The 22,168-nt window shown below is 40.3% G+C and carries 20 protein-coding genes; 1 reads left to right on the top strand and 19 read right to left on the bottom strand.

What is annotated here, in order from left to right; translation table 11 throughout:
• Nucleotide 1: 1 nt before the first annotated feature.
• From LKE05_RS09375 to LKE05_RS09465, 19 genes are all read right to left on the bottom strand, one after another.
• Nucleotides 2-505 (bottom strand): bifunctional adenosylcobinamide kinase/adenosylcobinamide-phosphate guanylyltransferase, encoded by a 504-nt coding sequence (locus LKE05_RS09375; protein ID WP_308456641.1) that lies wholly within the window; start codon nt 503-505, stop codon nt 2-4.
• Nucleotides 505-1,539 carry a nicotinate-nucleotide--dimethylbenzimidazole phosphoribosyltransferase gene (gene cobT / locus LKE05_RS09380; RefSeq protein WP_308456642.1) on the bottom strand — a complete coding sequence of 345 codons (1,035 nt, stop codon included), beginning with the start codon at nt 1,537-1,539 and terminating at the stop codon, nt 505-507. Before cobT ends, LKE05_RS09375 begins: the two co-directional genes overlap by 1 nt.
• Nucleotides 1,518-2,858: a cobyrinic acid a,c-diamide synthase CobB gene (locus tag LKE05_RS09385; protein ID WP_308456643.1), complete on the bottom strand. Its 1,341-nt coding sequence runs from the start codon at nt 2,856-2,858 to the stop codon at nt 1,518-1,520. The genes cobT and LKE05_RS09385 overlap by 22 nt, the downstream gene beginning before the upstream one ends.
• Nucleotides 2,855-4,009: a precorrin-6y C5,15-methyltransferase (decarboxylating) subunit CbiE gene (gene cbiE / locus LKE05_RS09390; RefSeq protein WP_308456644.1), complete on the bottom strand. Its 1,155-nt coding sequence runs from the start codon at nt 4,007-4,009 to the stop codon at nt 2,855-2,857. The genes LKE05_RS09385 and cbiE overlap by 4 nt, the downstream gene beginning before the upstream one ends.
• A gap of 1 nt (nt 4,010) precedes the next feature.
• Nucleotides 4,011-4,730 (bottom strand): precorrin-6A reductase, encoded by a 720-nt coding sequence (gene cobK / locus LKE05_RS09395; protein WP_308456645.1) that lies wholly within the window; start codon nt 4,728-4,730, stop codon nt 4,011-4,013.
• Entirely contained in the window at nt 4,723-5,451 is a 729-nt protein-coding gene (cobJ, locus tag LKE05_RS09400) for a precorrin-3B C(17)-methyltransferase (protein WP_308456646.1), read from the bottom strand. Before cobJ ends, cobK begins: the two co-directional genes overlap by 8 nt.
• 6 nt (nt 5,452-5,457) lie before the next feature.
• Nucleotides 5,458-6,459: a cobalt-precorrin 5A hydrolase gene (locus LKE05_RS09405; RefSeq protein ID WP_308456647.1), complete on the bottom strand. Its 1,002-nt coding sequence runs from the start codon at nt 6,457-6,459 to the stop codon at nt 5,458-5,460.
• Nucleotides 6,456-7,208 (bottom strand): precorrin-4 C(11)-methyltransferase, encoded by a 753-nt coding sequence (cobM, locus tag LKE05_RS09410; protein ID WP_022230276.1) that lies wholly within the window; start codon nt 7,206-7,208, stop codon nt 6,456-6,458. Before cobM ends, LKE05_RS09405 begins: the two co-directional genes overlap by 4 nt.
• 1 nt (nt 7,209) lies before the next feature.
• Nucleotides 7,210-8,277, bottom strand: a complete 1,068-nt coding sequence (cbiD, locus tag LKE05_RS09415) for a cobalt-precorrin-5B (C(1))-methyltransferase CbiD (RefSeq protein ID WP_308456648.1) — start codon at nt 8,275-8,277, stop codon at nt 7,210-7,212.
• A gap of 67 nt (nt 8,278-8,344) precedes the next feature.
• On the bottom strand, nt 8,345-11,461 hold the full coding sequence (gene ileS, locus LKE05_RS09420) for an isoleucine--tRNA ligase (protein WP_308456649.1): 3,117 nt from the start codon (nt 11,459-11,461) through the stop codon (nt 8,345-8,347).
• 329 nt (nt 11,462-11,790) lie between these two features.
• Nucleotides 11,791-12,231 carry a DivIVA domain-containing protein gene (locus tag LKE05_RS09425; protein WP_022230004.1) on the bottom strand — a complete coding sequence of 147 codons (441 nt, stop codon included), beginning with the start codon at nt 12,229-12,231 and terminating at the stop codon, nt 11,791-11,793.
• 14 nt (nt 12,232-12,245) lie between these two features.
• Nucleotides 12,246-12,998 (bottom strand): YlmH family RNA-binding protein, encoded by a 753-nt coding sequence (locus LKE05_RS09430; protein WP_022230005.1) that lies wholly within the window; start codon nt 12,996-12,998, stop codon nt 12,246-12,248.
• Between the two features lie 84 nt (nt 12,999-13,082).
• The gene (locus LKE05_RS09435; protein ID WP_308456650.1) at nt 13,083-13,547 is read right to left on the bottom strand and encodes a cell division protein SepF; all 465 of its coding nucleotides are present in this window, start codon (nt 13,545-13,547) and stop codon (nt 13,083-13,085) included.
• Between the two features lie 21 nt (nt 13,548-13,568).
• Complete coding sequence (locus tag LKE05_RS09440; RefSeq protein WP_308456651.1) at nt 13,569-14,276, bottom strand: YggS family pyridoxal phosphate-dependent enzyme; 708 nt, start codon at nt 14,274-14,276, stop codon at nt 13,569-13,571.
• Nucleotides 14,277-14,284: 8 nt separating this feature from the next.
• On the bottom strand, nt 14,285-15,469 hold the full coding sequence (locus tag LKE05_RS09445) for a biotin/lipoyl attachment domain-containing protein (RefSeq protein WP_308456652.1): 1,185 nt from the start codon (nt 15,467-15,469) through the stop codon (nt 14,285-14,287).
• Nucleotides 15,470-15,564: 95 nt separating this feature from the next.
• Nucleotides 15,565-16,692 (bottom strand): patatin-like phospholipase family protein, encoded by a 1,128-nt coding sequence (locus LKE05_RS09450; RefSeq protein ID WP_308456653.1) that lies wholly within the window; start codon nt 16,690-16,692, stop codon nt 15,565-15,567.
• 57 nt (nt 16,693-16,749) lie between these two features.
• Entirely contained in the window at nt 16,750-18,471 is a 1,722-nt protein-coding gene (locus LKE05_RS09455; RefSeq protein WP_308456654.1) for an ABC transporter ATP-binding protein, read from the bottom strand.
• Nucleotides 18,472-18,486: 15 nt separating this feature from the next.
• On the bottom strand, nt 18,487-20,202 hold the full coding sequence (locus LKE05_RS09460; protein ID WP_308456655.1) for an ABC transporter ATP-binding protein: 1,716 nt from the start codon (nt 20,200-20,202) through the stop codon (nt 18,487-18,489).
• A 96-nt stretch (nt 20,203-20,298) separates the two neighbouring features.
• Nucleotides 20,299-20,793, bottom strand: a complete 495-nt coding sequence (locus LKE05_RS09465; protein WP_147514696.1) for an amidase domain-containing protein — start codon at nt 20,791-20,793, stop codon at nt 20,299-20,301.
• Between the two features lie 341 nt (nt 20,794-21,134).
• Here LKE05_RS09465 and galE point away from each other — a divergent pair, with 341 nt between their 5' ends.
• On the top strand, nt 21,135-22,160 hold the full coding sequence (gene galE, locus LKE05_RS09470; RefSeq protein ID WP_022230013.1) for a UDP-glucose 4-epimerase GalE: 1,026 nt from the start codon (nt 21,135-21,137) through the stop codon (nt 22,158-22,160).
• Nucleotides 22,161-22,168 lie beyond the last annotated feature (8 nt).

Genomic DNA, 22,168 nt, shown 5'->3' on the forward strand with positions numbered 1-22,168 from the left:
TTTACTGTCCCCTTTTAATTTCAATCGGTATTCCGTAAACGACCTCATACACTTTATCGGCACGTTTTGACAATGCACTGTTTATTCTGCCTAAAAGGCTGATATACATTTTAGTGTCCCCGTCATATTCAATGCCGTCCGAAGATATTTCATTTGTAACAATAACAATATTTTCACTCTTTAAATTCAAAATTCCGCCGATAATTTTTTCAAAAGCATTTTCATTATTATCCGAAAACATCACGTTTGCGGTCAAATTCGACATACATTCCAAAAGAATTGTATCGGCACTTTCCGTTATTTCGGATAAATCAGTATAACATTCAACCGTTCTAAAGCCTTTGCCGTCACGCATTTTCCTGTGACGTTCGATATGTTTTAAACATTCGTCATCATATGGTTTCATCGTTGCAACGTACAGCATTTTACCGCCCAATTTCATTGCAATATTTTCGGCAAATTCAGACTTTCCGCTTCCGCTTCCGCCTGTTACAAGTATAAACATTATTTAAGCTCCTTATAGCTTTCAACGTTAATATCGTCAAAAGTAGACATTTCGTTATATACGCAAAGTGCGGTATCAAGTGCGGCAAGCATAACCATTCCGCCTGTCCCCTCGCCCAAGCACATATCCGCATTTATCGGTGCTTTCTTGCCGAGTAATTCCAAAATATCAGCCGTACAGCTTTCCTTTGAAACGTGTGACGCAATCATAAAATCACTGCATTTCGGGCATAACTTTTCCGCACAAAGTGCCGCCACCGACGAAATAAATCCGTCAATAACCATTGCAACGCCGTACATAGCACCGCCGATAAACGCCCCCGTCAAAGCGGCAATGTCATAACCGCCGACCTTTGAAAGTACGTCAAAAATATCGTTTTTATCAGGTTTGTGAAGCTCAATCGACTTTTTTATAACCTCAATTTTTCTCTCCAATGCACCGCTTGTCAGCCCTGCACCTCTGCCGGTTACGTCCTCTGCTTTTCTGTCAAGCAAAACGCTTGCAACCGCCGAGCTTGTAGTCGTGTTTCCGATTCCCATTTCACCGGTCACAATGATTTTATAGCCTTTTTCGCTAAGCTCTTTTACGCAGTCAATTCCCACTTGCACCGCCTCTTTGGCTTGCTCATACGTCATTGCTTTTTCGTGTAACATATTTTTTGTGCCGTACGATATTTTTTTGTTTACCACGCCGTCAACGTCACGCGCCACTCCCACGTCAATCGGTACAACGTCCGCACCGATATTTCTTGCCATAGCACACACGCTTGTTGCACCCTTTGCGAAGTTCTCCGTCACAACCGCCGTAACTTCCTGCCCCGTCTGAGTTACTCTCTCGCACACAACGCCGTTATCGGCACACATGACAAGTACACATCTCTTTTTTATGTCTATGTTTTGTGTTCCTTGAATACCCGCAATATTTTTTACAATATCCTCAAATACACCAAGACTGTGCAACGGTTTTGCTATTGAGTTCCATTTCTTTTCCGCATTTTCTATTGCTTGTTCATCTAATTTTCTGATTTTGTACATTTGTATTCCTCACAGCTTTTCATAAAGTTTTCGGCAAAATTTATATTTGCAAAAAAGTGCAAGTGTGGAAAACCTGCAAATAAGTTTTTATCAACATTCACACATTCCCACTGTCTGTCATTTTTCACAGCCGTAAAACCGTTTCCGTTACAGTCACTGTCAAAATAATGAAACTCCCGCGCACGGATTTTGTCGCCTTTTTTGCATAAAATATTATCTCTGTTTGCCGTCATTTCCATATATCCGAAGCGTTGCAAACGGTCTGTTTTTCTGCACTTCCCTTTGATTATGCCGACCATACTGTGTTCGTTTTTATCGCTATCCTCCATAATCTCGTGAAGATACATAAACCCTCCGCATTCCGCAATACACGGTACACCGCTTTCAACACACTCTTCAACCGAATTCAGTGTCCCCGTATTTTCCTCAAGAATATCCGCATACAGTTCGGGATAACCGCCTCCCAAAATCAATCCGTCACACTGCGGTACGCTCTCATTTTCAAGCGGACTGAACTTAACAATCTCCGCACCCATTTCACTGAGTAAATTAAGATTATCCTCATAATAAAAACAAAACGCTCTGTCATACGCAACCGCAATTTTTACGTTATATTTTTTTGTAATTTCAAGTGATGTAAATTTAGTGTCCCTATCGTTTTCGGATATTTCTAAAATCTTGTCTATATCAATGTATTTTTCGGCATAGTCGGCAAGTAAATTCATCTTGTCCTTTATATCATCAATTTCCCCTGCGGTGACCAGTCCCAGATGCCTGCTGCTTATCTGCACATCTTTGATGTTCGGCAAAAAACCTAAAGGAACTAAGCCGATTTTTCGACATTCTTCCGACAAATTACCGTACAGTTTTTCGGACAGATTATTAAAAATAACGCCCTTAATATTATTTTTCCTAAACTCCTTAAACCCTTTCACCAAAGCCATTGCGGACAGGCTCATACCACGGCAGTTTACAACAAGAATAACATCCGTATCGGTAATCTCCGAAAGCTCGTGCGTACTTCCCTTTTCCGTAAAAGAAAAACCGTCATAAAAGCCCATAACACCCTCAATAACCGCAATATCACCGCTATTTTTATTCAGCAAATAATTCACAGCATCATTGCTCATAAGGTATGTGTCAAGGTTGTACGCTGCTGTTCCGATAACCGTTTTGTGAAACATCGGATCAATATAATCCGGACCGCATTTAAAAGACGAAACATTAATTTTTCTGTTTACAAGTGCTTGAAGCACCGCACAAGTCACAGTTGTTTTTCCGCAGCCGCTGTTTGTGCCGGCAATCATAATTCTCCTCATAATTTTTCACCACAGATTATGAAAACGGGATTTTGTGCCGTCATCATATTGTATCCGCCGACCTTTCTTCCTCTTGACGCACAGATTTGCGTCACTTCATATTCATACCCGAGTTTTTCAAAACTTTCTTGTGCAAGCGATAAAGTTTCAAGCGTTATCGCGTTCACGACCACTTTTTTGCAATCGCACTTTTCTATTATTTCATACAAATTCCCCGATGAACCGCCTATAAAAACCTTGTCCGCTTTCAGTAATCCGACCATACCGTTCGGTGCGTCCGCACAAATTATTTCAATATTATCGGCATGAAATTTGAGTGCATTTTGTTTTATCAATTCAGCCGCCTCCGCTTTTTTTTCAATCGCATATACCTTGCCTTTTCCGCATAGCAGAGCCATTTCAATGCTTACCGAGCCTGTTCCCGCACCTATATCGTAACATATATCGTCATCTTTGATTTCAAGCTTTGATATGTTTACCGCTCTCACTTCACTTTTTGTCATAGGTGCGTTGCCCGTCACGAATTCGCTGTCGTTAATTCCGATTTTTGTGCATTTGTCATATTCATTATTGATTATTACCGCCACACTGAGCGAAGCTAATTTAGTGTCCCTAAAATCTCTTGCTTTTCCATGAAGTATTTTTTCATTTTCATATGACAGATTTTCTCCGATATAAACTTCGGCATTTTCAAAACCGTATCGGCACAACTTGTCGCAAGGATTTTCACCCAAAAGCACAAATGTTTTCTCATTCTCTCTGACTTCACTCACAATGTTGCAATTTCTGCCGTGCATACTTACAATGTTCATATTGTCATACGCCATACCGATTTTAGCGCAAAAATACGATACGCAGCTTATACCCGCAAAAATTTCTGCATTAGGAAATTCTTCTTTTAATTTTTTCGCACCGCTGAAAAATGACGTATCACCCGAAAAAAGTATTACCGCATTTTCACACTTATTTTCTTCTAAAATCTTTTTAATTTTATCCGTTTCATACTCAAAAAAAACTCTTTTCTCGTTGACATACGGCTCGGCAACACGTTTTGCACCGATTATAATATCAGCATTTTTTATTTTTTCTTCTGCAATTTTTGTCAAATATTTAGTGTCCCCCATTCCGACACCGACTATAAAAATGTTCATATTACAACCACTCCAAAATCATTTTTTCAACCTCCGAAACCGTCATTCCGCTTTCATCGGTCGGTCTTTTAATTATAATACACTCAACGCCGTTTTCCTTTGCCGCCTCTGTTTTTTCCGTAAAACCGCCGTTTTTTCCCGTACATTTTGTGACGAGATACTTAATGTCAAGCTCACGAATTAACGCACTGTTAAACGCTTTCGAAAACGGCCCTTGCATACAAATAATATTTTTCATCTTGAAACCTGCATTTTTACACAGCTCCAGCGATTCCTCCGACGGCAGTACGCGTGCAAACGCTCTGTCCGCAACAACCGAAAACTTTGCAATTTCCTTTGAGCCGGTCGTTATAAGTATGTTTCCTGTTGTTTTTTCAAGGTATTCTGCGGCTGTTTTGATATTTTCAAAATACGTCCCGTCAGCCTGAACGTCCTCACGCACAACCCTTATATACTTCACTTTACACGCTTTTTTTATGTTTTCTGTCACAAATTCGGCGTAAGGGTGAGTTGCGTCAATGACCAATCTAACACTGTTTTCGTCAAAAAAATCAGCCATTTCTTCCGCCGTCATTCTTCCGATGCGCACGTTTTTCATATCAAGCAATTCCGCACCGTATTCCGTTGCAACGCACACAATGTAACTGACTTTTTGCTCACTCAAAAAGTCGGCGATTTTGTGTCCCTCGTCCGTACCGCCAAACAATACTACATCAAACATTTTTATACCCTCTCGGTGTAACCATTTTTCCGCCGATATTTTTCGTCATAGAATTACCGATAAACACAGTCGTAAACATATCCGCGCTGTAATTTCTAAGTTCGGCAAGGCTCATAATCGCATATTCCTCACCGTCACGACCGATATTTTTTGCAACAGCACACACCGTATCAGCGTTTTTGTGTTTCAGCATTATGTCACACGCGCGCATTAAATAATCGTGACGTTTTTTACTTGACGGATTGTACAGACATATCGCGAAATCAGCCGCCGACGCACATTCAAGACGTTTTTCGATTTTCTCCCAGGGGGTGAGCAAATCGCTAAGGCTTATAACGGCAAAATCGTGTCCCAACGGTGCTCCCACAAGTGCACCGCCGCTAAGCATTGCCGACACTCCTGCCACAACGCTCACTTCAACATTTTCATAGCTTGCCGCAATTTCATACACAAGTGACGCCATACCGTAAACTCCTGCATCACCGCTGCAAACAACTGCAACATTTCTGCCGTCAGCCGCCATTTCAACCGCTTTTCTGCAACGCTCCGCCTCCTGTTTCATCGCCGAAACGAAATATTCTTTTTCAGGAAACAGCTTTTTCACAAGCTCGGCATACACCGTATATCCGACAATCACATCGGCTTTTTCAAGCACATTTCTCGCCTCAAAAGTCATTCCGTCTGCACTTCCTGCGCCTATTCCAACAACATAAATTTTCATTCAAACTTAACCTTTCAAAAAATCAATTTCCGTATTTATTCTTCCGAGTGCCAAAGCCGTACCGTTTAAAGCCGTCTTTTTTTCTGTTATTTTCGCACCGACCGCACAAACCGCTCTTTCGCACACATTATCGACTCCGACAGTCTTTTTCACAAATTCGGACGCTGTAAATTCCCCCTCGACCGCCGCCAAAGTTTCAGCCGAAAACGTCAAAAGCGGTATATCGAATTTTTCACAAAATTCAACAATGCCCTTTTCATTTTTCTTTATATCCACCGTCGCAACCGCAAAAAGCGAATAAACCGACACTCCGTTCACTTTCAAAAATGCCAATATACTTTCTTCGACAGTTTCGCAGCCTTTTCTGCAACCGATTCCGAGTACAACATTTTTCGGCATTAAATTAAGCGTAGTTCTAAACGGCTTTTTATCGTCATCACTTATGCAAATTCCGACTTCATTGCTTTCTTCAAAACAGTCTGGAACGTTTTTTAATTCGTAATCGGTATACAATCCGACTTTTTTGTCGTTCAAAATCCGTGACGATATTTCCTTTATAAGTTTAGTGTCCCCTATATGCAAATTATTTCTTACCGCAAATGTGTCAACAGAGAATTTTTTGTTAATATCGGTTGCAGTAGTTATAACCGCCACTCCGCTTGTCAATGAGGCGATTTTCTCCGCCAAATCATTCGCACCGCCTATATGTCCGGACAAAATCGGTATCGCAAAATTGCCTTTTTCATCAACCACCACAACAGCCGGATCTTTGGCTTTATCCTTGACATACGGAGCTATCGAACGCACCGCAATTCCGCACGCGCCGACAAACACAATCGCATTATATTTCTTGAAAATATCTCTGACAAGTGACGAAACATTATTAAATGTTTCCAAGCCGTCAGTCTTATATTTTTCAAAAACGTAGCCCTTTACGTCCATTTCATGCACGAGCATTTTTACGATTTTCGCACCGTTTTCCGTAAAAGCTATTGACGCAATTTTCATTCCGTCACGCCCTTTCTGAATTCGGTTGTAAATGTCTTATCGTAAAGTTTCGACAGTGAATAATCATCGCCGAGAAAATCACCGACTGTTATAAGTGCGGTCTTTTTTATACCGTTTTTCTCTGCTGTTTTATTTAATGTCCCCACTGTGCAACGCATAACTTTTTCGTCTTTCCAAGTAGCCTTGTAAACTATCGCCGCAGGTGTATTTTCACTGTAACCGCCTTTTACAAGTTCAGCCGACAATTCCTTTAATAAACCTGTTGATAAAAATATCACCATTGTCGCATTATGTGACGCAAGCAAATGTATTTTTTCTTTCGGAGGTACAGGAGTTCTGCCCTCCATACGCGTTATTATGACGGTTTGCGATACATCAGGCAACGTATATTCCGCCTTCAAAGCCGCCGCCGCACCGCAAAACGAGCTTACACCGGGGCAAACATCATATTCAATTCCAAGTTTATCAAGCCTATCCATTTGTTCACGAATTGCACCGTAAACACACGGATCACCCGTATGCAAACGCACAATGTTTTTAGTGTCCCCCTGTTTCATTACGTCAATAACTTCATCAAGATTCATTTTTGCACTGTTATAAATTTCAGCACTGTCTTTTGCATATTCCAAAAGCTCGGGATTAACAAGCGAACCGGCATAAATAATAATATCTGCATTTTCCAAAAGTTTTTTTCCGCGTATAGTTATAAGATCGGCTGCACCGCTGCCCGCTCCAACAAAATGTACCATTTTATATCCTTTCCAAAATACCGTCGACATCAGCAGTTTTTCCGATAATTCCCTGTTTATTCAAAAACATTATCGCACCAATATTGACATCACTTCTGTGCTTTAGGTATTTATCAATTCTTTTCATCAATATATCAATAGTTTTAGTGTCCCTAATAATTTCATAAGCCTCATCGGTCGTCACACAATCGAGAATATCCGCAAAATTCTCCACACCGGCCAAAGCCGCACATAACGCAAGCGTTTCCATTCTGCCGTCCGCATATTTTGAATGAGTATTCATAATTCCGCTGCCAAGCTTAACAAGTTTACCCATATGCGAAATTATCAGTATATCCGAAAAACCCAAATCGGACGCATAATCTATCGCGTCACCAATATAATTACTGCACTGAACGGTATTTTTTATACCAAAAGTTTTTTTAGCAAAATCCTCGCCGTAATTGCCCGGCACAAGCACCGCAATACTGTCGCCGGCACTTTTTCGTGTATTGAGTTCAAGAAAAATCGTGTCCAAAAGTGCCTTTTCACTCATAGGCTCAACAATTCCGCTTGTACCCAAAATCGAAATTCCACCCTCAATACCGAGTCTTGAATTAAACGTCTTTTTCGCGATTTCTTCGCCGTTCGGCACGGAAATAATCACATCAAAACCGCCGTCATAATCACCGCAAATCTCATTTATACTGTTTCTAATCATTTGACGCGGAACACTGTTTATCGCGGCATTTCCGACAGGTTGATCAAGTCCATTACGAGTCACGCGACCTACGCCCACACCGCCGTCAATTTTTATACCGCCACTATTTTTTCTGACAGTCGCACAAACAAGTATACCGTTGGTTATGTCGGGATCGTCACCGCTGTACTTTTTAACTGTGCAAGTGACACTGTCACCGTCAATCTGCGTGTCGGTTATGTCAATACTTATGCTCTCACCTTTGGGAAGTGTAATTTGAGTTGTTATGACTATTTCGTCATTTAACACAGTCATAACCGCCGCTTTTGCCGCCGCCGCGGCACAGCTCCCAGTCGTGTAACCTTTCTTTAAAAACCTGTTGCTTTTCATCTGTTTTTCTCCACAAAAAAATCATATACATTATTATATAATGTATATGATTTTCTGTCAATCCAAATTAGAGTTTCTTAACACCAAGTGTTACCTTTTCACCGTTTATGTTCCATTCTTTTGTATTACCGTCGGCAGAATTTGTATCAACTTCATCTGCAAGAGTTTCGTCTTTGATAGTGCTTTCATTATCAGTGATAATCTTAGCAATCTTATCATTACCCTCACAGCTTACTTTGATGTGGTCCATAACTTCAAAATCAGAATCTTTTCTCATTGTCTGAATTTTTGAAATCACTTCACGAACAAATCCTTCTTCGATAAGTTCTTCAGAAAGGTTTGTATCAAGCACAACAGTAATACCGTAATCACTGTTTGATTCAAAACCTTCCTTATGAGCCGATTCGATAAGTAAATCTTCTTCTGCAAGCGATTCTTCGTTTCCGTCAACAGTAATCTTTAGTGAGCCCGTTTCCTTAAGTTCAGCCATAGCCTTGCTACCGTCAATATTAGCAAGGATTTCTCTTACTGCGTTGATATTCTTACCGAAACGTCTGCCAAGAGTCTTTAACTGCGGCTTAAAGCTATATGCAGTAAATGCGGCAACGTCATCTGTAAATTCAACCTTTTTAACGTTAAGTTCGTCCTCAATAATGTCAATATAGAAATCACTAAGTGCCTCCGGTGCTTTAACGTACATCATACCGATTGGCTGACGGTTCTTAATATTTGCAGTATTACGGCACGCACGACCAAGCACAACTATATCAAGAACTTCTTCCATATCATTTTCAAGTTCTTTATCAATAAGTTTTTCGTCATATTCAGGGAAGTCGCACAAGTGAATACTTTCCGGAGCGGACTTATCAATATTTCTTACAAGATTTTGATAAATATCCTCTGTCATAAACGGAATCATCGGTGCAGCCGCCTTACAAAGCGTTACAAGTGCGGTATAAAGAGTCATGTACGCATTAATCTTATCCTGAGTCATTTCCTTAACCCAGAAACGTGCTCTCGAACGTCTTACATACCAGTTTGAAAGCTCGTCAACAAAGTTATCAAGCACTCTTGCCGTTTCTGTAATCTTGTAATTTGCAAGGTTATCGTCAACTGTCTTAACAAGTGTATTAAGCTTTGACAAAAGCCACTTATCCATTACCGAAAGTTTATCGTATTCAAGAGTATACTTTGTTGCATCAAACTCGTCAATATTCGCATACAATACGAAGAACGCATATGTGTTCCAAAGTGTACCCATAAACTTACGTTGTCCTTCCGAAACCGCACCGTCATGGAAACGATTCGGTAGCCATGGAGCACTGTTTGAATAGAAGTACCAGCGAATTGCGTCCGCGCCGTGCTTTTCAAGTGCGTCAAACGGATCAACCGCATTGCCCTTAGACTTAGACATCTTCTGACCGTTTTCATCCTGAACGTGTCCCAAAACGATTACATTCTTGTACGGTGCTTTATTGAATAGCAAAGTTGATTCCGCAAGAAGTGAATAGAACCAACCTCTTGTCTGGTCAACCGCCTCACTGATAAAGTCAGCAGGGAAGTTTTCTTCAAATATATCCTTATTTTCAAACGGATAGTGCCACTGTGCAAAAGGCATTGCACCCGAGTCAAACCAACAGTCGATAACTTCAGGAACTCTGTGCATTTCTTTACCGCATTCAGGACACTTAATAGTTACAGCATCAATAAACGGTCTGTGAAGTTCGATTTCATCAGGACAGTTATCAGACATTGACTTGAGTTCTTCGATAGAACCGATTGCGTGTCTGTGACCGCATTCACATTCCCAAATATTAAGCGGAGTACCCCAATAACGGTTACGGCTTATACCCCAATCCTGTACGTTTTCAAGCCAAGCACCGAAACGTCCTTCACCGATTGTCTTAGGAATCCAATTAACTGTATTGTTATTTTTAATAAGGTCATCCTTAACGTCTGTCATCTTGATAAACCAAGTATCACGTGCATAGTAGATAAGCGGTGTATCACATCTCCAACAGAACGGATAGCTGTGTTCAAACTTAGGTGCATTGAACAGCTGACCTCTTTCTTCAAGATTTACAAGAATTTCTTTATCAACATCTTTACAGAATGTACCTGCCCAAGGTGTTTCCTTAGTCATTTCACCCTTACCGTCAACAAGCTGTACGAAAGGCAAGTCGTACTTTCTGCCGACATTCGCGTCGTCCTCACCGAATGCAGGAGCGATATGAACGATACCTGTACCGTCTGTAAGAGTTACATAACTGTCGCAAGTTACATAATAAGCCTTTTTATCAGGTGTTACGAAATTGAATAGCGGCTCATATTCCTTGTATTCAAGGTCAGTACCGACATACTTTTCAACCACTTCATATTCTGTATCAGGGAAGTTTGTCTCAACAAGTGCCTCTGCCAAAATAAACTTCTCGTCACCTACTTTAATTTTTACATATGTTTCAACAGGGTTTACACAAAGTGCAACGTTTGACGGAAGTGTCCAAGGAGTTGTTGTCCAAGCAAGGAAGTATGTGTTTTCCTCACCCTTTACGATAAACTTAGCAGTAGCACTGCGTTCTTTAACGTCCTTGTATCCCTGTGCAACTTCGTGTGAAGAAAGCGGAGTACCGCAACGCGGGCAATACGGAACGATTTTGTGACCTTTATACAAAAGTCCCTTTTCCCAAATTTGCTTTAATGCCCACCATTCAGACTCGATAAAGTTGTTGTCGTAAGTTACATAAGGGTCGTCCATATCAGCCCAAAAGCCGACTGTACCGGAGAAATCTTCCCACATACCCTTATACTTCCATACACTTTCCTTACATTGCTTGATGAACGGTTCAAGACCGTATTCTTCGATTTGTTCCTTGCCGTCAAGACCAAGTTTCTTTTCAACTTCAAGTTCAACCGGAAGTCCGTGAGTATCCCAACCGGCTTTACGAAGTACCTTGTAGCCTTTCATTGTACGGTAGCGCGGAATCATATCCTTGATAACACGCGTTAAAACGTGACCGATATGCGGTTTACCGTTTGCAGTCGGAGGTCCGTCATAGAAAGTATAAACCTCTCCTTCTTTTCTTTCATCGATACTCTTTTGGAAAATGTGATTGTCTTCCCAGAATTTTTCGGTTTTCTTTTCTCTTTCAACAAAATTCAGATTTGGTGAAACCTTGTCGTACATTATATTCATTCCTTTCAAATAAAAAAGCTTTCGTCCTGCATAACAAGACGAAAGCCAAATGCTTCGTTATACCACTCGTCATACCAACATATGCGTTTCCTTTTACGGAGAAAACCCGTCACAGTCTACTCGGCAAAGCCTTTCGGTGTGAAACTCGGAAGTGATATTCAGCCACATTTACTCACCGCCATGCTCTCACCGTCCATAGCTCGCTCTGTGTTTTCAATATGACATACTGTCTTCGTCATCGTCTTTATTGTTTTATTATATTACAAAATATTTTTTTAGTCAACAGTTTTTATTGAAAAATTTCCTGTCTGCCAATGTTTTTAGTCGATATTATCGACCATTTTCATAACATTCGCACAAAGTGACTTAATCTGCATTTTATACTGTTCAATCTCGCCTTTCAGCGAAAGCATTTCTTGATGGCGTTTCATATGTTCATCATCAATCTGACGTGCAAGATAAGACGCGTCAAGCTTTGCTTTACTGATAATTGCATTCGCCTCTGTTTCGGCATTTCTCTTTGCGTCCTCGGCGGCTTGCTTGGCAATGTCAATCGACTTCTGCATTGTGTTTTCCATTTGCTTGTAACGCTCCACAGTTTCGGTCAAAAGTCCGATTTTATCTTTAAGCGTCTGATTTTCTTTACACAAAAGTTCGTAATCCTGTATTACAACGTCAAGAAAATCGTCAACCTCATCACAATTATAGCCCTTGAGTTTCTTTTCAAATTCCTTATTTTGAATATCAATAGGTCTTAGCACAATGCTCCCCCTCCTTACACGAACTTCTCCACAGTTATGTGAAGTCTTCCTTTCCTGGTATTGTTCCCAATATCCTTTAAAATAAATCTTCCGTAATTGCGTATGGATAATAAGTCACCCTCACCGACTTGCTTTGAACGGTCAAGCACTTCTCGGTGATTCAGTTTTACATATCCCGAACTTATTAATTTTTCCGTATTTCCTCTTGATATATTGAGTGTCGCCGCAACTACCGCGTCAAGACGCAATGACGCACATACGCACATTTTTTCGGTCGTTTTCGGTTTAGGCGGTATAAAGTCCGCCATATCAACGATTTTCGTATTAACACCCGCATTTGCAATCTTATTCACGTTTCGTGCAACATATTCCGCTATATCCGACATTACAAACACATATGCGCCCTCATCATCTGTCAAAATATCGCCGGTTTTACTTCTGTCGATACCGAGCGACATAAGCGTACCGAGATAATCCCTGTGCGTCAGTTTACGAAACTTCGGCACATCAAAACGTATAACGGAAATCGGCACTTCGCTTTCCTCAGACTCCTGCCATTCGGGAAATACGCAAATCACCTTTCTTTCCGCATTTTCATAACCGCCGAAAAACAACGTATTATATCCGTACGGAATTTGAAATTCGTCCTCAATCACGGCAAGTTCACCGCCGTCAAGGAAATCGGAACATTTCATTTCACAATGCTTATCGCAAAGCGAAAACAAATCGTTTATCCTTGCAATAAGTAATTTATGATTTGTATTCATATCCACCTCATATACAAAAGGGTGGTAATATCCCATACCACCCAGCCGTATTTTGTTTAATTATAAGCAAATCCGAATATCGGATTACATAAAGTTCCAATCCATACCGTTTTTAACGTGTTCTTTCATTGTATCGCCTGTTATATCAATATTTTTCGGAGCAGCAACAAAAATACCCTCTGATACACGTCTGACTTTTCCGTTTACGCCGTAAGCCGCACCGGACATAAAATCAACAATTCTTCTTGCTTCTTCATTGTCAATCTGTCCTACATCAAAAATAACAAGTCTGCCCTCTTTTATTTCATTGGCAACATTTGTCGAATCGTTAATATCGGAAGGTCTCATTATCTTTATTCTCGAAGATGATGTCGGATTGATAGGCACTACCTTTGAGAAAGTCTTTTTCGGAGCAGACTGCTGCGAACTTCTCTTGACACGTGCGTTTTCTTCATCTTCTGTTTCTTCCTCATCATAATAGTCGTCATCATAATAATCATCTTCACTTTCAAAGCCCAAAAAGTGCTTTACTGTGTTTAAAAAACCCATTTGTCTGTATCCTTTCATAAATTACTTATTTTGAGAATAATCTCTTGCACCGAATATGGCACTGCCGACACGAACCATATTTGCTCCGCATTCAATGGCAGTTTCAAAATCCCCACTCATACCCATTGATAGGTATACCATATTAACATTATCATATTTTTTTTGCTTTATGTCAACAAAAAGTTGTCGCATGTTGTCAAAATGTAATCTGTTTGTAACAGAATTGTCAGTTTTCGGTGCTATTGTCATCAAGCCTTTAACTTTTACGTGCTTTAATTTACCGGCATATTTTAACAAATCTTCAACTTCTTCTTTTGATATTCCCGATTTTGTTTCTTCGCCGGAGATATTTACCTGTATCAAAATATCCATATCAAGATTATGTTTTTCCGCCTGACGTTCGATTTCGTCCATAAGTTTGATTGAATCAACCGAATGAATAAGGCAAACCTTATCAATGACATATTTAACCTTGTTTGTCTGTAAATGACCTATAAGATGCCACTTTACAGGCAAAACGCTGTCATACTTGTCCCTTACCTCCTGCGGCTTATTCTCGCCGATGTCCGTTACACCAAGCTTTATAGCCTCGTTCATCATTTCGGCAGGGTGAGTTTTTGTAACGGCAACAAGCGTTATATCTTCACGTTTGCGTCCGCTCCTCTTAGCCGCCGCACTTATTCTCTTTTCAACGTCTTCAAGATTTTCCGCTATACTCACTTTTATCATTCCTTTACCTATCTTTCACCGACAACAATTCTCTCCATCTGTGAAAGTTTATTTTCCGCGTTGTCTGTTGATTCGATTATTGCATATCCTGCGTCCGTATTTGTAAACAAGACATCGCAATAACAGTCATGCTCTCTGTTTTCTTTTATTCCTATGACCTTCTTAGATCCGTCGTCTTCAGTTCTGACAGACTGTATCGGCACTTTGTAGCCCTCATAACTTTCAAAAATCAAGTCCACGTCCACAAGTCTGTAAGAAAATGCGCTTTCAAGATATGTCGGGCATTTGACCGTCAATATAACTCTGCCGTTTTCTTCGGCTGAAACAGAATTTATACTGCCCTTAACAACTGCGTCCGCCATATTGTTAAACCTAAGTTTTACGTTATCGCCGACTTCTCTTCCCTCAATGGTATCTGACGGTATATCCATCATAACATACCAAACGTGGTTATTAACAATTTTGCACACCGCACCGCCGGCATTGATTTTATTGTCAATCTTCTGTATCTTCGGTGACTGCGACAAACCTTCAAAATATGAAACATCATAATTTTCTATGTCATTCGGAACAAGCTCCGTTTCGTATCCGTCTACATAAGTTGTAAACACACCCGAAATCTGTGCATAAATATCCTCTTTGTTTACGCCGATACTGTTTAAAATCTGCTCTCGATGATTTTCAAGTTCCTGCTCTGTGTTGTCCTCCGCAAGCTGATTGCTTTGTCTTAGGCTGTTAATATCCTTTTTGTATTTTGCAATAGAAAGAATATCGTTATCCTGTGCCGCGTCAATTATATCATTTTCACGCTCGTATATGTTATTCTCCAAAGTGTTTGAATCGAGCGTTGAAATTGATTCTTCACTCTTTTCTGTTTTTGTCTTTTTTATCTTATTGTCAACAACGGTAAGTTCTTTAATGCTGTCATCGCTGACATCGCCGTAAAACAAAGAACCGATTGTACTGTCTTTGCTGACTCTCTCACCCTCCGCAACGGAATGATAAGCCGTTCCTGCACTGCGTGAATACATAACCCATTCATCGCGTATAATAAAACCGTTTGTATTTATAGCATTTTCTTGCGTTATATAGCTTAATTTCTGCGTGTTTATCGGTGTGACGGCATATTTAATACCGTATCCGACCATAGCGGCTATCGCTATACAGATTACTGTGATAAAGAATTTCTTCATCTGTTATTTTCCCCTTAATCCACAAAAATGTTTTGTGGTTTCTGTCAATATAATTATATTATATAATTTTTTTCGACTAAATACAATAGCAAACATCATTTTTGTGATTTAAAATATAAAATAGCCGATGCGGCGTCATATTTTTCACCAAGTATTGACAACTTTTCTTTCACAAAATCACTTTTACCCTTTTCAAGCACATAAACAATCCACGTCATAAACAGCCGTTCATCTGCATTTTTTATTTTTTCAAACACACCGCCCGATATTTCGCCGTTATGCTGACGGACATATTCAAAATATTCATTCATAACCGCACCGACAAGTTCATCAATCGTATACAGTTTGTACGGATTTACGCCGAATATATTCGCCGCAATTTCAATACCCTCAATAAGCTCCTTTGAATATAATCTTCTTGCAGCTGCGTAATCTCTTGCTTTAAAACTGTACAAAACGCCGCTGAATTTGCCGAACGCTTTCATACAGTCGTAATATCCGTCCTGTATGCTTTTTCTTATTCCGTCCCTGTCAAAATCAAACGTCCCCGTCTGCGGACGTGAGCATTTAATATTTATCACATTCTTACCGGCAAGATTAAAAGTTCTGTAAAAACCCACTCCCTTTACGTCTATCGCAATAATATTGTCAATCCCTTTTTCAAGCAGCATATTAATCGGCATATTGTTTGACACGCCGCCGTCTATAAATTTCTTTTCGTCGATCGTCCTCGCCTTAAATCCCGGAAAGCACGCACTCGCCATAAGGTATTCGGTCAGTTTGCCGTAAGGTATATCTTTGATAAAATAATAATTTTCGCTTTTCTCCGAAAGTGAAAAAGTCGCTATACCGAAATCAATTTCGGAATTACGAATTTTATCCTCGTCGACTATTTCATTTAACAGATTTTCAAGCGGTGACATATCAAGTCCGTTGTTACTGTAAATTTCTTTTGCGATTTTCATTAAGTTTTTGACTTTAAAAAGATTTTCGTCATTCTCCATTTCTTTCGGCAACGATATAATATCGTCAATCGCAATTTTGTTCCATAATCTTTCGGCTTTTGTTTTACTGCCTTGCACGAAAAGCGCACCGTTTACCGCACCGATTGAAACACCCGACACCGCCGAAACTTTAATTTTCAGTTCTTTAAGTGCTTTCCATACACCAATCTGATATGCCCCTCTGACACCGCCGCCGGCTAAGACAAGTCCGTATTCCATATTTGACCTCCTACCCAATGCAAAATTTGGTGTGCATTTTCACGCACACCAAATAAATTAGCTGTTATATAGTTTTGTATAAAATCCATTCTTTGCAAGCAATTCATTGTGAGTACCCTGTTCAATAATTCTGCCCTTGTCCATAACAAGAATTAAATCAGCCTCACGAATTGTTGAAAGACGGTGAGCGATAATAAAGCTTGTTCTGCCTTCCATCATCTTTAGGAATGCCTTTTGTATTCTCTGCTCCGTCATTGTATCGACATTTGAAGTTGCCTCGTCAAGAATAAGTATTTTAGGATCTGACAACATCGCACGCGCAATAGTCAAAAGCTGTTTTTGACCGCTCGACAAATTTCCGCCGTCCTCTGTAATCATTGTATCATAGCCGCTCGGCAAACGCTTGATAAAGCCGTGTGCAGACGCAGCCTTTGCGGCATTTATAATTTCTTCTTCTGTCGCACCCTCTTTACCGTATGCGATATTTTCTTTTACAGTACCCGCAAACAACCAAGTATCTTGAAGTACCATACCGAAATTCTTACGCAAGCTGTCACGCTGAACAGAATCAATAGCCTGTCCGTCAACGAATATAGTACCCTTATCCACACCGTAGAAGTTCATCAAAAGATTTACGATAGTTGTTTTACCTGCACCCGTAGGTCCGACTATTGCTACTCTTTGACCCGGTTTTGCAACAATATTCAAGTCTTTGATAAGTTCTTTATCCTTATTATATGAGAAATCAACGTCTTTAAACATAACTTCACCGTTTTTAACTTCAAGTTCGGGTCTGTCCTCGTCAGGTGTTTCAGGCTCAATTTCGCCAAGCGCGAAAATTCTTGCCGCCGCTGCCTGTGCAGATTGAAGTTGAGTTAAAATACTTGTCATATCGTTAATCGGACGTGCAAACTGTGTAGCATAAATCAAGAAACTTGATATTATACCTACCGACAAATGTCCCGCAAGTGCGGCAAGTCCGCCAAGAACACCGACAGAAATATACGCAAGGTTATTGATATATCTTGTAGTCGGATTGACAAGCGATGAGTAGAATTGAGCCTTTTGACCGCAGTCGTAAAGACGTGCGTTTATCTCGCCGAATACTTCACTGCTCTTGTCCTCATAACCAAATGCCTTGACAACCTTTAAATTGCCGACCGTTTCCGAAACATAACCGTTAAGTTCACCGATAGTCTGTGCCTGTAATCTGAACATTTTACCCGAATTAGTCGCAATCGCTTTTGAAACGAATATACAAATAATCGTAATAACAATAACACAAAGTGTTATTCTCCAGTCAAGCAAGAACATCAAGACAAGCGAACCGACAACCGTTACGATACCCGAAAACAGCTGTGTAATTCCCTGCAAAAGGCCTTCGGAAACTGCGTCTATGTCGTTTGTAAGACGGCTGATAATATCGCCGTGTGAATGACCGTCAAAAAATTTAAGCGGCAATTTTGAAATTTTGCCAAATGCGTCTTTACGCATTTTTTCAATCGAATGGTTTGAAAGTGCGTTTGTAAACACTGTCATTCCCCATGTAAACAAAGCATTAAGCACATAAACCGCAAAAAGTATTCCTATAATTTTCGCAACCATAGGAAAATCTACGTTATTTTCGCCTTTGATAAAGTCGATAGCTCTACCCGAAATATACGGTGCAACAAGCATAAATATGTTTGCAAGCAATGCCGATATTATAACCAAAATAAGATATTTTCTGTTACCCGCAATATAAGAGTTAAGCTTTGAAAGTGTTTTATTGTTTTTCATCGTTTTACCCCTTTCTTAGTCAAGCTGTTCCTGTGAGTAACAAATTTCCCTGTAAATATCGCAAGTATCAACAAGTTCTTTGTGTGTACCTATTCCGACAATTTCACCGTCGTCCATAACCGCAATTCTGTCCGCGTCTTTCACCGAATTTACACGCTGTGACACGATTATAACCGTCTGACTGTCGGTATTTTCTTTAATAGCACGTCTTAAATTTGCGTCTGTCGCATAGTCAAGTGCGCTGGCGCTGTCGTCCAAAATAAGTATAGGCGAATTTTTGATTAACGCACGTGCGATTGTAATACGCTGTTTTTGACCGCCCGAAAGGTTGTTACCGCCTTGTGAAACGAATGTATCAAAACCTTTTTCAAGTCTGTCGATAAATTCGGTTGCCTGCGCCGTATCAGCCGCATGACGCATTTCTTCCAACGTTGCGTCTGCCTTTGCCATATGAAGATTGTCCGCTATTGTACCTGAGAAAAGTGCCGCTCTCTGCTGTACAACCGCAACTGTCTTTCTAAGCGTGTCCTCATCGTATTTCTTTATATCCACGCCGTCAATAAGCACTTCACCCTTTGTCGCGTCATAAAAACGCGGTATAAGGCTTATAAGTGTACTCTTACCGGAACCTGTACCGCCGATAATACCGATTGTTTCACCCTTTTTAATCGTCAAATTAATATTATCGACAGACGGTACTTTACTTCCTGTATATGTCAATGATACGTTTTTAAATTCAACCGCATTTTCACCGTTTTGAGTAGTATTCTTTTCGCCGTATTCAATAAGCGGCTCTGTTTCAAGAACTTCCCCCACACGCAAAGCCGACGCATATGCCTTTGTGTACAAAACAACAAGGTTTGCAACGACTATCATAGCGTTTAGAATTTGCGTAATGTAGTTGATAAACGCGATAACTTCACCCTGCGAAAGATGACCTGTGTTTACACGAATACCGCCGAAATAAATAACCGCAATAGCCGCAAGATTCATTATAATAGTAGTAAGCGGATTGGTAAGTGCGGCAATTTTACCGACTCTTATAGCTGTATTTGCGTAATCTGTATTTCTGTCGTTAAATCTTTCTTTTTCACGTTTTACGCCTGCAAACGCACGAATTACACGCACACCGGAAAGATTTTCACGAAGTACCAAAGTAAGCGAGTCAAGCTTTTTCTGAACAGATTTATAAAGCGGTACTGCCTTGAACATTACAAGGAAAAGTACGAGTATAAACAGCGGTATGACAATCATAAATATAATCGACAACTTTAAGTCAATCATAATCGCCATAACAAGTCCGCCGACGCACAGAAACGGCGCACGGATTACAAGACGTATAAGCATTGCAACCGCTGATTGAAGTTGAGTAACGTCACCTGTAATTCTGTTTATAAGTGACGGCGTACCAAACTTATCAAGCTGTGCGAATGACAGTGTACCGATTTTTTTGAACATCGCATTACGCACATCTGTACCGAATCCCTGTGACGCGATAGACGCACTGTACTGACATATAAACGCAAATATTACACCGAATGTCGCAATGACAAGCATTAATATACCCATTTTAATAATATAACTTCTGTTACCCATGTTAACTCCGTTATCAATCAGCAAAGCCATAAGAGTCGGAATTAGCAACTCCAACATCGCTTCGGACAATTTAAAAAACGGTCCGACTGTAAGCTGAAGCCTGTACGGTTTCAGAAACGGAAATAGTTTTTTCAATACAAAACACCTCTTTTGTGAAAAATCAATATCCTTTTTATTTTATCACTTTTTCTAAAAATATTCAATGAAAAATGTGCATTAATATTAATATTTTCACTCGCCTACATTCGTAATATGTAACGGACGTATCTTTATATATCGGTATGACGACAGCGGTCTGCAATCCGCATCATACGAATGTGCCGCAACAAGAATTGACTGCGGTGTTCTGTTTCCTGCGTCAACCACAACCGGAGAATGGTCAAATCTTTCTTTGTCGGTAAATTGCAGCTGAATAATGTCGCCGTTTTGAATTTGTGATAAATCGGTTAATATCGCTCTCGGTCCTGCACCGCGGTTGGTGGTTAAAAATCTGTATAATTCGTCAACTCCTGTCCATGCCGGCGCTCTGTTGTTTACAGAAATGTAGTACCAACCGTATGTCGGCGTGTAGTTCATAACGCCGCTGCCGGCATATATGCACTGTGACGCAAAGTTTGTACAATCACCGCCCAAATCAGAAAAATCATAGTATTTCGGATTTCTTCCGTATGCCCACTTTTTCGCATATGCAACCGCATTCGCTCTGTTATATTCCATAAATATCATTCCTTTCTTTTTTATATTAATATAATATGGAATATAGGCGGTTTTGTTAATGGGTGATAAATGCCACCACTCCGTCACTTCGTGCCACATCTCCTCAAGGAGAGGCTTTTTAGGCTCCCCTTGAAGGGAGCTGTCAACGCAGTTGACTGAGGGGCGGCAAAACGATAATATTACGTAGGGGCGACCATTGGTCGCCCGAATAAATAAAATTTCGTTCGTAAGGGACGCTGTCCCGACGTCACACATATTTTTATAAAATCCCGACAAAAATATTTTCAGTATTGAAAAATGCTTTATATTGGTATATAATAAAATTAAATAAATATAGGGAGGAATCGCTAATGAAAATATTGGTAACAGGCGGTGCAGGATACATAGGCAGCCACACTTGTGTCGAACTTTTAAATGCAGGTTATGAAATTGTCGTACTTGACAATCTTTACAACGCAAGTGAAAAATGCCTTGACGCAGTAAAAAAACTTACAGGAAAGGATTTTCCGTTCTACAAAGTAGACTTGCTTGACAAAGAGGCAACAGAAAAGGTATTTGCAGAAAATAAAATCGACGCAGTTATTCACTTTGCCGGTCTAAAGGCAGTCGGCGAATCTACAAGAATACCGCTTACATATTATGATAACAACATCACAGGTACACTTCACCTTATGCAGGCTATGGAAAAATACGACTGCAACAACATCGTATTCTCATCATCAGCTACTGTTTACGGCGATCCTGAAAGAGTTCCTATTGTTGAAACTGACAACAAAGGCGACAAAATTCTTACAACAAATCCTTACGGAACAACAAAACTATTTATCGAAAGAATTATGACAGACGCTCAAAAAGCTAATCCAAAGCTATCTGTAACACTTCTTCGTTACTTCAACCCAATCGGTGCTCACGAAAGCGGTATTATGGGTGAAGACCCTAAGGGTATTCCGAACAACTTACTTCCGTACATTGCACAAGTTGCAGTAGGTAAACTTGAAAAAGTTCACGTATTCGGTAACGATTACCCTACTCCTGACGGTACAGGCGTTCGTGACTATATCCACGTTGTTGACCTTGCAATCGGTCACGTTAAGGCTATTGAACATTGTTCAGACAAGGAAGGCGTACACATCTACAACCTTGGTACAGGTAACGGTTACAGCGTTCTTGACATTGTTAAGGCATTCTCAAAGGCTTGCGGTAAGGAAATTCCTTATCAAATCGACCCAAGAAGACCGGGCGATATTGCCGAATGTTATGCAGATCCTGCAAAGGCAAAGGCTGAACTTGGCTGGGAGGCTAAGAGAGGTATTGACGAAATGTGTGCTGACAGCTGGCGATGGCAGTCAACTCACCCTGACGGTTTCGGTGAATAATTGATTTT

The sequence above is a fragment of the Hominilimicola fabiformis genome, from assembly GCF_020687385.1.
Taxonomy (GTDB): domain Bacteria; phylum Bacillota; class Clostridia; order UBA1381; family UBA1381; genus Hominilimicola; species Hominilimicola fabiformis.

Coding starts and splice junctions, on each gene's coding strand:
- cbiD (WP_308456648.1), bottom strand. CDS start 8,277: ATGAAAAGCAACAGGTTTTTAAAGAAAGGTTACACGACTGGGAGCTGT.
- LKE05_RS09375 (WP_308456641.1), bottom strand. CDS start 505: ATGTTTATACTTGTAACAGGCGGAAGCGGAAGCGGAAAGTCTGAATTT.
- LKE05_RS09430 (WP_022230005.1), bottom strand. CDS start 12,998: ATGAATACAAATCATAAATTACTTATTGCAAGGATAAACGATTTGTTT.
- LKE05_RS09445 (WP_308456652.1), bottom strand. CDS start 15,469: ATGAAGAAATTCTTTATCACAGTAATCTGTATAGCGATAGCCGCTATG.
- LKE05_RS09435 (WP_308456650.1), bottom strand. CDS start 13,547: ATGGGTTTTTTAAACACAGTAAAGCACTTTTTGGGCTTTGAAAGTGAA.
- LKE05_RS09405 (WP_308456647.1), bottom strand. CDS start 6,459: ATGAAAATTGCGTCAATAGCTTTTACGGAAAACGGTGCGAAAATCGTA.
- LKE05_RS09385 (WP_308456643.1), bottom strand. CDS start 2,858: ATGAGGAGAATTATGATTGCCGGCACAAACAGCGGCTGCGGAAAAACA.
- LKE05_RS09440 (WP_308456651.1), bottom strand. CDS start 14,276: ATGATAAAAGTGAGTATAGCGGAAAATCTTGAAGACGTTGAAAAGAGA.
- galE (WP_022230013.1), top strand. CDS start 21,135: ATGAAAATATTGGTAACAGGCGGTGCAGGATACATAGGCAGCCACACT.
- cobJ (WP_308456646.1), bottom strand. CDS start 5,451: ATGAAAATTTATGTTGTTGGAATAGGCGCAGGAAGTGCAGACGGAATG.
- cobK (WP_308456645.1), bottom strand. CDS start 4,730: ATGTTTGATGTAGTATTGTTTGGCGGTACGGACGAGGGACACAAAATC.
- cbiE (WP_308456644.1), bottom strand. CDS start 4,009: ATGAACATTTTTATAGTCGGTGTCGGAATGGGGGACACTAAATATTTG.
- LKE05_RS09465 (WP_147514696.1), bottom strand. CDS start 20,793: ATGATATTTATGGAATATAACAGAGCGAATGCGGTTGCATATGCGAAA.
- cobT (WP_308456642.1), bottom strand. CDS start 1,539: ATGTACAAAATCAGAAAATTAGATGAACAAGCAATAGAAAATGCGGAA.
- LKE05_RS09450 (WP_308456653.1), bottom strand. CDS start 16,692: ATGGAATACGGACTTGTCTTAGCCGGCGGCGGTGTCAGAGGGGCATAT.
- LKE05_RS09455 (WP_308456654.1), bottom strand. CDS start 18,471: ATGAAAAACAATAAAACACTTTCAAAGCTTAACTCTTATATTGCGGGT.
- ileS (WP_308456649.1), bottom strand. CDS start 11,461: ATGTACGACAAGGTTTCACCAAATCTGAATTTTGTTGAAAGAGAAAAG.
- cobM (WP_022230276.1), bottom strand. CDS start 7,208: ATGGTACATTTTGTTGGAGCGGGCAGCGGTGCAGCCGATCTTATAACT.